General features: G+C 72.5%; 8 protein-coding genes. 4 read left to right on the plus strand and 4 right to left on the minus strand.

The genetic code is table 11. The features are described 5' to 3' along the window. Positions 1–26 precede the first annotated feature (26 nt). Positions 27–350, minus strand: a complete 324-nt coding sequence (locus RL72_RS03575) for a MerR family transcriptional regulator (RefSeq protein WP_045249438.1) — start codon at positions 348–350, stop codon at positions 27–29. Positions 351–466: 116 nt separating this feature from the next. Here RL72_RS03575 and RL72_RS03580 point away from each other — a divergent pair, with 116 nt between their 5' ends. Next, positions 467–889, plus strand: a complete 423-nt coding sequence (locus RL72_RS03580; RefSeq protein ID WP_045249439.1) for an Hsp20/alpha crystallin family protein — start codon at positions 467–469, stop codon at positions 887–889. A gap of 25 nt (positions 890–914) precedes the next feature. Then, positions 915–1,133, plus strand: coding sequence for a DUF2795 domain-containing protein (locus tag RL72_RS03585; RefSeq protein ID WP_045249440.1), 219 nt, complete (start codon positions 915–917; stop codon positions 1,131–1,133). A 111-nt stretch (positions 1,134–1,244) separates the two neighbouring features. On the opposite strand, the gene RL72_RS03590 is transcribed toward RL72_RS03585, so the two are convergent. Continuing rightward, positions 1,245–2,984 carry a cation:proton antiporter gene (locus RL72_RS03590; protein WP_045249441.1) on the minus strand — a complete coding sequence of 580 codons (1,740 nt, stop codon included), beginning with the start codon at positions 2,982–2,984 and terminating at the stop codon, positions 1,245–1,247. A 73-nt stretch (positions 2,985–3,057) separates the two neighbouring features. Further along, on the minus strand, positions 3,058–3,753 hold the full coding sequence (locus RL72_RS03595) for a phosphoribosyltransferase (RefSeq protein WP_045249442.1): 696 nt from the start codon (positions 3,751–3,753) through the stop codon (positions 3,058–3,060). 102 nt (positions 3,754–3,855) lie between these two features. Between RL72_RS03595 and RL72_RS03600 the strand changes: the two genes are divergently transcribed. Further along, complete coding sequence (locus RL72_RS03600; protein WP_156156683.1) at positions 3,856–4,899, plus strand: LLM class flavin-dependent oxidoreductase; 1,044 nt, start codon at positions 3,856–3,858, stop codon at positions 4,897–4,899. A 234-nt stretch (positions 4,900–5,133) separates the two neighbouring features. Here the strand turns inward: RL72_RS03600 and pheA are convergent, their stop codons facing one another. Further along, positions 5,134–6,096 carry a prephenate dehydratase gene (gene pheA, locus RL72_RS03605; RefSeq protein WP_045249444.1) on the minus strand — a complete coding sequence of 321 codons (963 nt, stop codon included), beginning with the start codon at positions 6,094–6,096 and terminating at the stop codon, positions 5,134–5,136. A gap of 131 nt (positions 6,097–6,227) precedes the next feature. Here pheA and pgm point away from each other — a divergent pair, with 131 nt between their 5' ends. Then, positions 6,228–7,871, plus strand: a complete 1,644-nt coding sequence (gene pgm, locus RL72_RS03610) for a phosphoglucomutase (alpha-D-glucose-1,6-bisphosphate-dependent) (RefSeq protein WP_045249445.1) — start codon at positions 6,228–6,230, stop codon at positions 7,869–7,871. Positions 7,872–8,025: the final 154 nt, after the last annotated feature.

An 8,025-nucleotide genomic window follows, 5' to 3' on the forward strand; every position in this document is an offset into this window, starting at 1 on the left:
TCGGGATGCACCGCTGTGACTCCGCTTCAGCCGCGCTCGGCCTCGCGCTGCCGGAGCGCCTCGCTCTCCGCGCGTTCGGCCTCGAGCTCGCCCCGGAGCCCCGCGTTCTCGTCCTCCAGCGCGAGCACCCGCCCGATCCCGGCGATGTTCATGCCCTCGTCGCGCAAGCGCGCGACGCGCTGCAGCCGCGCCACGTCGTCGTCGCTGTACCGGCGGGTGCCGCCGTCGCTGCGAGCGGGGGTCAGCAGACCCTTCTGCTCGAGCAGCCGCAGGCTCGCGGCGTTCATGTCCGCGAGCTCGGCGGCCACGGCGATGCCGTAGACGGGGGTCGCGGAATCGCGTTCGGCCATGCGGTTCTCCTCAGCACTTGCACCATTCGGAACGTTGATCTATAACAAATCTACACCGGCAGATATAGATCCTGCACACCCCGCAGCCCTGACGGGCCACAGGAAAGGAGTAAGACATGACCCTCGGTTTCGATCCCCTCAGCCAGCTCGATCGCTTCGCAGCAAGCGTGTTCGACTCCCCGCGCGCGCCCAAGCGCATGCCCGTGGACCTCTACCGCGACGGCGACCGGTACGTCCTGCACGCGGACATGCCGGGCGTCGACCCCGGATCCATCGACGTGGACGTCGACGGCGGGCAGCTCTCGATCCGCGCCCAGCGGACCATGGGCGGGCAGGAGAGCGTGCGCTGGTTCACGCGCGAGCGCGAGTCCGGCTCGTTCCTGCGGCAGTTCGCCCTCGGCGACGGCGTCGACCTCGACGGCATCAGCGCCTCCTACGACAACGGCGTGCTGTCGGTCATGATCCCGGTGAGCGACCGGGCCAAGCCGCGCCGCATCCGGGTGGAGTCGTCCGACCAGGGGCAGCGGATCGACGCCTGAGCCCACCACGAGAGGAGAAGAGAGAATGGTCCTTCCGTCCACGCTCGAGAGGTTCCTCGCCGGCATGGAGTACCCGGCTTCGAGGGACGACCTGATGCGCGAGGCTCTGCACGACGGCCTCGCCCGCGCCGACCGGGATCTGCTGGGCACGCTGCCCGACGGCACCTACACCGCGCGCTGGCACGTGCGGCACGCCCTGACCCGCGCCGGCAGCGCGTTCGACCGCATCCCCGCCCTGGCCTGAAGTCAGCCCCTCCCGGCCGCCGGCGTCGCGGCGACCGACGGCGTTCGCCGCCGGGACGGCGACCGGGAAGCGGGGCGGATCCGCATCGGCGGGATCCGCCCCACGGCATGGTCAGCGCTCGGTCGGCCCTGTCGCGATCCGGGTGTCGAGCGCGAGCTCCTCGGCGTCCATCGCGTGGATCAGCTCGCGCATGACCTCCTCGTTGAGCGTGCCGGCGTCGCGCTCGGTGATGAGCACGTCGCGCCGCACCTGCAGCCACCCCTTCGACAGGCCCACGAGCTCGTCCCGGCTCGGCCGCGGCATGCTGTCCTCGTCGCGCTGCCCCTGCGCGGTGTCGCGCTCGACCCGTGAGAACCGCTGCGCGAACCGGTCGAACCAGCCCAGCGACGCCGCGCCGTGCTTCTGCTCCCACGCCGCGCGCTTCTCGTCCAGGAAGACCTTGCCCGCTTCGCGCGTGCGGGCGCGCACCTGCTCGAGCTGACGGCGGTCCTCCTCCTCTTCATCGGTCACGTCGGCGACGCCCAGCCCGCGGATGAGCAGCGGCAGGGTGAGGCCCTGGAGCAGGAGGGTGCCGACCGTCACCAGGAACGCCACCACGACGATCGCGTGCGACGCCTCCGTGTCGAGCCCTGCGAGATCGGCCGCGGCGAGCGCGGTCGCGAGCGTGACGACGCCGCGCATGCCGGCCCACGAGATCACGGCGTTGTCGCGCCAGGTGAGCTGCGACTCCCGGAACCGCTCGCGCAGCTCCTCCTCGCTCGGGCGTCGCCCCGTCCACCCCTTGCGGCGCTGCTTCTCGGCGACCGCGTCGACGCGCCTCTGGAACTCGCCCGACGCCAGCGCCTTCTCGAAGCGGCGGAGGCGCAGACTCGACCAGAACGCGCCCCAGGCCGACGCCGGGTAGACGAACAGCGGCCGCACCAGCAGCACGACGAGGAAGACCGCCCCCGCGAGCCACAGCACCCCTCCCACCTGCGTCGCCCCCAGCTCGGCGAGCACCGGCGGAAGCTGCAGCCCGATGTACGCGAACACGAACGACTCCAGCAGGAAGTCCGCGGACAGCCAGATCGGCGCCTCCTGCATCCGGGTCGCGTAACTGGTGCGCGGGGCGTTGTAGCCGACCACGAGTCCCATCGCGACGACGGCGAGCACGCCGGATCCCTCCAGGTGCTCCGTGATCGCGTACACCCCGAACGGGGCGAGCAGCCCGAACGTGCCGATCACCACCGGGTCCGAGATCCGCATGCGCAGCTGGTGCATGCCGAGGCCGGCGACGATGCCGATCCCGACGCCGGCGACCACCGCGACGACGAAGTCCTTGAGGCCGCTGCCCACCGTGACGGTGGTTCCGGCGAGGATCAGCGCGAACACCCGGTACAGGGTCAGCGAGGTGGCGTCGTTGATGAGGCTCTCCCCCGAAAGCACGGTCATCACCCGGCGCGGCAGGCCGAGCCGGCGCCCGATGGCCGCGGCCGACACCGCGTCGGGCGGGGCGACGATCGCACCGAGCAGCAGTGCGCCGGGAAGGGTCAGCGACGGCATGATCAGCCACGCGACGAGCCCCACCGCGGCCGTCGTGACGATCACCAGCCCCACGCCGAGCCGACGGATCTGCGGCAGGCTGCGGCGGAAGCTCACGAACGACACGTCGAGCGACGCGGAGTACAGCAGCGGCGGCAGGACGAGCGTCAGCAGCACGTGCCCGTCGATGCGCAGGTTCGGCACCGCCGGGATGAACGACACCGCGAGCGCCACCACCGTGACCAGCAGCGGGGCGGGCCAGCCGCGCCACCGCGCGATCGCGGCGACGATGACGGATCCGACCAGCACGTAGAAGATCTCGGCGTCCATGCGGTCAGGCTACCGGTGCGCCTCTGTCGCGCCGCTGTCACGGTGCTGTCGGCGCGTATCGGCATCCGCCCGATCACCACGACCCGTCCGGGCCTCGTTCCTCCCGGCCGTCCTCGGTCGCCGACCGGGCGGCGTCGAGGATCCCGATGACCTCCTCGTCGGCCGTCTGCCGGAAGTCGACGTAGTGCATCCCCACCGCCATGAACCCCTCCGGCGCATCGAGGCAGACGACCGCATCGGCCACAGGACTGGCTCCCGAGCGCAGCCCGGCGAGCGCGTCGGGTGCCGCAACGGGGACCGCCACGACGACACGGGCCGCACCCCGGGCCCGTGCGATCGCGCAGGCCGCCCGCACGGTCGCGCCCGTCGCGATGCCGTCGTCGACGAGGAGCGCCGTCCGTCCGGCCAGCGGCACCGGCGCGCGCCCGCCGCGGAACAGCCGGGCACGGCGCTCGACCTCGGCGCGCTCCCGGCGCTCCCCCGCACGCACCGTCTCCTCGTCGACCGCCGCGGCGCGGATCACGTCGGCGTTGCGGACCGCGGCACCCTCCTCGCCGACGGCTCCCATCGCGAGCTCCGGCTGCCACGGCACACCGACCTTGCGCACCACGAGCACGTCGAGGGGAGCGCCGAGCACCCCTGCCACCTCGGCCGCGACCGGCACCCCGCCCCGGGGAAGGCCCAGCACGACCGGATCCGGTGGCGGATCCTCCGCCAGTCGCGCGCCGAGCCGCCGGCCGGCGTCGGCGCGATCCGCGAACCCGTGCATGCCTCCGGACTACGCCCCCACGGCCGCCGCGGTCAAGCCAGGACGCCGGCCCCGGGATCCGGATCCGGAATGCCGCGGGATCCGGTCGCGTTGCCACCATCGATGTCTTCTCTCGCGCTCTCCGTCCTCGACCTCGTCCCGGTGCGCACCGGGCAGACCAGCGCCCAGGCGGTGGCGGCGTCGCTCGCCCTCGCCGCGCGTGCCGATGAGCTCGGCTACCGGCGGTACTGGTTCGCCGAGCACCACAACATGCCCGCGGTCGCCTCCACCGCCCCGCCGGTGCTCATCGCCGCGGCCGCCGCGCGCACTCAGCGCATCCGCGTCGGATCGGGCGGCGTGATGCTGCCGAACCATGCGCCGCTGATCGTGGCGGAGCAATTCGCCGCACTCGAGGCGATCGCCCCCGGTCGCATCGATCTGGGCATCGGGCGCGCGCCCGGAAGCGATCCGGTGATCACCCAGCTGCTGCGCGCCTCGGGCACCGCCGGCGACGTCGAGCGGTTCCCCGACCACGTGCAGGACATCGCGCTCATGCTGCAGCCCGACGGCGCGACCGTGCAGTTCACCTCGGGCGGCGAGTACTCGGTGCGCTCGACCCCCGCCGCCGGCGGCTCCCCGGAGGTGTGGCTGCTCGGATCCAGCGACTACTCGGCGCAGCTCGCCGCGTCGCTCGGTCTGCCGTACGTGTTCGCGAACCACTTCTCGGGTCAGGGCCTCGACCGCGCCCTCTCCCTGTATCGCGAAGGTTTCCGGCCCAGCGAGGCACACCCCGAGCCGCGCACCTTCCTCACCGCGAACGTCGTCGCGGCGCCCACGGCCGAGGAGGCCGCCGACCGCGCCCTGCCGCAGCTGCGGATGATGGCGCGGCTGCGTCTGAACCGTCCGCTCACCGCTCTGGAGACGGTGGAGGAGGCCCACGCGGCACTCGCCGCGGCACCGGATCCACAGGAGGAGCAGATCCACGCCGCCGCCGTCGCGAACTGGTTCGTGGGTGACGCCGCCTCCGTACGCGCCGAGCTCGAGGCCTTCGCCGCGCGGCACGGCGTCGACGAGATCATGGTCTCCCCCGTCGCGGGCTCGTTCGCCGCCGAGGATCCGACTCTCACCCCGGGACGCACCCAGACCCTCGAGCTGCTCGCGGGCTGAACCGGTCGCGACGGCTCAGCGGGCGCCGCTCGACCCGCGCTGTTGCGCAGGGCGTCCCTGCCGTTGCGCAGGGTGCCCCCCCCCGCGTTCTGCACGAGCCGGCCGGCGGGTCGGGGCGGATCGTGCCGGATTCGCGGCCGGGTCGGATAGGCGGTCCTGCAGAACGTCGCACCCTCCCTGCCGAACGGCTGCAGTGTCAGGCAACCTTGGCGCGCGATCCCCGCGCCGGCGCGGCTATGCCTCGGGCTCGCCCGCGATGAGGCCGCGCAGCCAGTCCCTCGCCTCGACGAACACGTCGTCGGCGTAGCGCTCGGGGTACTGCACGATGCGGCGGTCGGCGCGGGGGTACGACCCGAGGAACACCACCCGGGGGCTGAACCGCCGGATGCCGAGCAGCGCGTCGGCCATGCGCTCGTCCTGGATGTGCCCGTCGGCGTCGAGGACGAACCGGTACCGGCCCAGCTCGTCGCCGATGGGGCGCGACTGCAGCAGCGACAGGTTGATGCCGCGCGTGGAGAACTGCTCCAGCAGCTCGAGCAGGGCACCCGCGTGGTCTTCCGGGAGCTCCACGATCAGGGAGGTCTTGTCGGCGCCCGTCGGGGGCGCCGGGGCGACCGTGCGGGCGACCAGCACGAACCGGGTGACGGCGTTGTCGTTGTCGCCGATGCCGTCGGCCAGCAGCTCGAGCTCGTGGTGCTGCACGATGCCGGGGGCCGCGATGGCCGCATCGGCGGGCAGAGAGCCGTCCAGGATCCCGAGCGCCGAGGCGACGTTGCTGGCGGCGGGCACGTGCTGGTGGCGCGGGAGGTGCTCGCCCAGCCAGCCGTAGCACTGCGCATAGGCCACGGGGTGCGCGGCGACGACGGTGACGTCCTCGAGGCGCGTGCCGGGGGCGGCGACCAGCACGAAGTCGACCTTGACGAGGTACTCGCCCACGATCCGCAGTCCCGGCAGCGTGGCCAGGGCGTCGAGGGTGGTGGTGACACCGCCCTCGACCGAGTTCTCGATCGCGATCATCGCCGCGTCGCTGCGCCCCTCGAGCACGTCCGACAGCGCCTCGCCGACGTTGTGCACGGGGCGCCACTGCTGCCCGCGCGCCTCCGGCACCTGGTCCAGTGCCGCCTCGGTGAAGGTGCCCGCAGGACCGAGATAGCTGTAGGTTCGGCGGGCGGGGGCGGCATCGGTCACGGCGATCAGCCTAGTCCGCGGGGCGGGGCGCCGACGGCACGTGACGACGCCCCGGCACCGGCCGCCCGCGTCGGCCGCCCCCTCGCGTCCCCCGAGGAAACGATGATGCGTTCACAGGCCGGGCGGGGCAGACTATCCCCATGACGAGCCGAGCCGGCCTCCCCGCGGAGGAAAGCGACCTGATCGACGTCGACGAGCTGATCGCCGCCTACTACGACCGGATCCCGGATCCGAAGATCTCGACCGAGAGAGTCGTGTTCGGCACCAGCGGGCACCGCGGATCCTCGCTGTCCGGCAGCTTCAACGAGCAGCACATCCTCGCCACGACCCAGGCGATCGTCGACTACCGCACGGCACAGGGCATCACCGGCCCGCTGTTCCTGGGCCGCGACACGCACGCGCTCAGCCGCCCGGCGGAGCGCAGCGCGATCGAGGTGCTCGTCGCGAACGACGTCGACGTGCTGGTCGACGCGCGCGACGCCTGGGTGCCGACCCCGGCTCTCAGCCACGCGATCCTCACCTACAACCGCGACCGCGCCGACGACGAGCCCGGCCGCGCCGACGGCATCGTGGTGACCCCGTCGCACAACCCGCCGCGCGACGGCGGCTTCAAGTACAACCCCCCGCACGGCGGACCTGCGGACACGGACGCGACCGCGTGGATCGCGAACCGCGCGAACGAGCTCATCGAGCAGGGTCTCGAGGGGGTCAAGCGCACGCGCTTCGCCGACATCGACGCCGACGGCCTCGGCACCTACGACTTCCGCGAGGCGTACGTCCGCGACCTGCCGTCGATCATCGACATCGACGCGATCAAGCGCGCAGGCGTACGGATCGGGGCGGATCCGCTCGGCGGTGCGTCGGTCGAGTACTGGGCGCTCATCGCCGAGATGCACGGCCTCGACCTCACCGTGGTGAACCCCGAGGTCGACCCCACCTGGCGCTTCATGACCCTGGACTGGGACGAGAAGATCCGCATGGATCCGTCGTCCCCCTCGGCGATGGCGTCGCTGGTGGCGAAGAAGGGCGACTACGACGTGCTCACGGGCAACGACGCCGACGCCGACCGGCACGGCATCGTCACCCCGGATGCCGGGCTCATGAACCCCAACCACTACCTCGCCGTCGCGATCGACTACCTGTTCTCGCACCGCGAGGGCTGGGACCGTAATGCGGCGATCGGCAAGACGCTCGTGTCGTCGATGATCATCGATCGCGTCGCAGAGTCTCTCGGACGGCGCCTGCTCGAGGTGCCCGTCGGGTTCAAGTGGTTCGTCCCCGGGCTGCTCGACGGATCGGTCGCGTTCGGCGGTGAGGAGTCGGCCGGGGCCTCGTTCCTGCGCCGAGACGGATCCGTGTGGTCGACCGACAAGGACGGGATCCTGCTTTGCCTGCTGGCCGCGGAGATCATCGCCGTGACCGGCAAGACGCCCTCCGAGCGCTATCGCGAGCTGGAGGAGGCGTTCGGCGCCTCCGCCTATCAGCGCGTCGACGCGCCCGCCACCCCGGAGCAGAAGGCGACGCTCGGCAAGCTGTCGCCGGAGTCGGTGTCGGCGACCGAGCTGGCCGGCGAGCCGATCACCGCGAAGCTCTCGCACGCTCCGGGCAACGGCGCGGCGATCGGCGGCCTGAAGGTGCAGACCGAGCACGCGTGGTTCGCCGCGCGCCCGTCCGGCACGGAGGACGTCTACAAGCTCTACGCGGAGTCGCTGCTCGGCGCGGAGCACCTCGCCCGCGTGCAGGAGGAGGCCCGCGCGGTCGTCAGCGCCGCGCTCGGCGCCTGAGGGCCGGCGCCCGTCGGCACCCGGTGCCCGGGGTTCCGGCCCGGGGGCGGGTCCTGGCCCCCTGCTCGCTGGTCGCGCATTGCGGGTTAGGTAGCCCCATTCCCGCAATATGCGACCACCGAACGACGGTGAGAGGGGCGGATCGGGTCGGGGG

The organism is Microbacterium azadirachtae (assembly GCF_000956545.1).
Lineage (GTDB): Bacteria > Actinomycetota > Actinomycetes > Actinomycetales > Microbacteriaceae > Microbacterium > Microbacterium azadirachtae.

Excerpts from the sequence above, each read along its gene's own strand:
- RL72_RS03575 (WP_045249438.1), bottom strand. The coding sequence starts at position 350 with ATGGCCGAACGCGATTCCGCGACCCCCGTCTACGGCATCGCCGTGGCC.
- RL72_RS03590 (WP_045249441.1), bottom strand. The coding sequence starts at position 2,984 with ATGGACGCCGAGATCTTCTACGTGCTGGTCGGATCCGTCATCGTCGCC.
- RL72_RS03600 (WP_156156683.1), top strand. The coding sequence starts at position 3,856 with ATGTCTTCTCTCGCGCTCTCCGTCCTCGACCTCGTCCCGGTGCGCACC.
- RL72_RS03595 (WP_045249442.1), bottom strand. The coding sequence starts at position 3,753 with ATGCACGGGTTCGCGGATCGCGCCGACGCCGGCCGGCGGCTCGGCGCG.
- pgm (WP_045249445.1), top strand. The coding sequence starts at position 6,228 with ATGACGAGCCGAGCCGGCCTCCCCGCGGAGGAAAGCGACCTGATCGAC.
- RL72_RS03580 (WP_045249439.1), top strand. The coding sequence starts at position 467 with ATGACCCTCGGTTTCGATCCCCTCAGCCAGCTCGATCGCTTCGCAGCA.
- RL72_RS03585 (WP_045249440.1), top strand. The coding sequence starts at position 915 with ATGGTCCTTCCGTCCACGCTCGAGAGGTTCCTCGCCGGCATGGAGTAC.